The following is a 254-nucleotide window of genomic DNA, read 5'->3' as shown; positions in this document are numbered from 1 at the left end:
TCTCCCACCTACTCATTGGGCTTTAGCCCTTCCCATTCCTTGAGGATGGGAGACTTCTTTCGGAAATCCGTTAAAATACGAGTCGGTAAAAATAAAAAAAGTCATAAACCCGACTGGATTTATGACTGAAATGGTATTTATGTAGTGAGATGGTGGAGCCTAGCGGGATCGAACCGCTGACCTCCTGCGTGCAAAGCAGGCGCTCTCCCAGCTGAGCTAAGGCCCCAAATGAAGCGGAAGACGGGATTCGAACC

1 tRNA gene is annotated in these 254 nt (G+C 48.8%); it reads right to left on the bottom strand.

The window, feature by feature from the left end:
* Positions 1-150: 150 nt before the first annotated feature.
* A tRNA-Ala gene (locus UB32_RS07300) sits at positions 151-226 on the bottom strand.
* Positions 227-254 lie beyond the last annotated feature (28 nt).

This window comes from Mesobacillus subterraneus (assembly GCF_000934845.1).
Taxonomy (GTDB): Bacteria; Bacillota; Bacilli; order Bacillales; family Cytobacillaceae; genus Mesobacillus; species Mesobacillus stamsii.
This window is presented reverse-complemented; position numbering and strand designations above follow the sequence as displayed.